The 533-nt window shown below is 38.5% G+C and carries 1 protein-coding gene; it reads left to right on the top strand.

All coding sequences use genetic code 11. The features are described from left to right. Positions 1-122 precede the first annotated feature (122 nt). A partial coding sequence (locus GQR46_RS20480; protein WP_165742371.1) for a MarR family transcriptional regulator occupies positions 123-533 on the top strand: 411 nt, incomplete at its 3' end.

Below are 533 nucleotides of genomic sequence, written 5' to 3'. Positions count from 1 at the left end.
GCTAATAGCGGCTTTATTTTTGTGGCTTAGTTTTAGCCGCTTAGTTTTTATAAAAATTATTGAATTTTTTGTATGTGTTAAGGTCTATCAGCATGCAAATATACCTATACAGTGGAATAACCATGCAAAACATGCCATCAATTAAACGTTGTACTCGAGAAGAGTTAGCGCCAGAGCAAGACTTGGGGCGTTTAGTGTCTTTTTTACGCTCGAGATTAGCCATTCATGTTGATGCCAAGTTACTTCCTATGGACTTAACCTCAGCGCAATATATTGTGGTAGTACTACTTGCGAGAGAGTCGGTTAATACGCTTGCAGGACTTTGTGAGTATATGGTTTATGATCGTGGCGCTATGAGCCGCTTACTAAACCGACTTGAAGAAAAAGGACTCATTATTAAAACGCAATGTGAGCTTGATAAGCGCTCAACTATTTTGTGTTTAAGTGAAAAGGGTAAAGCTCTTTGTCCAGAAATAATGCCTGTAGTAAACGAAGTCTATGCTCAAGCATTAAATGGTTTTTCAGAGCCAGAA

Source organism: Pseudoalteromonas sp. Z1A6 (assembly GCF_011378745.1).
Taxonomy (GTDB): Bacteria; Pseudomonadota; Gammaproteobacteria; order Enterobacterales; family Alteromonadaceae; genus Pseudoalteromonas; species Pseudoalteromonas arctica.
Note: the sequence above shows the minus strand (reverse complement) of the source record. Positions and strands in the feature narration are given on the sequence as shown.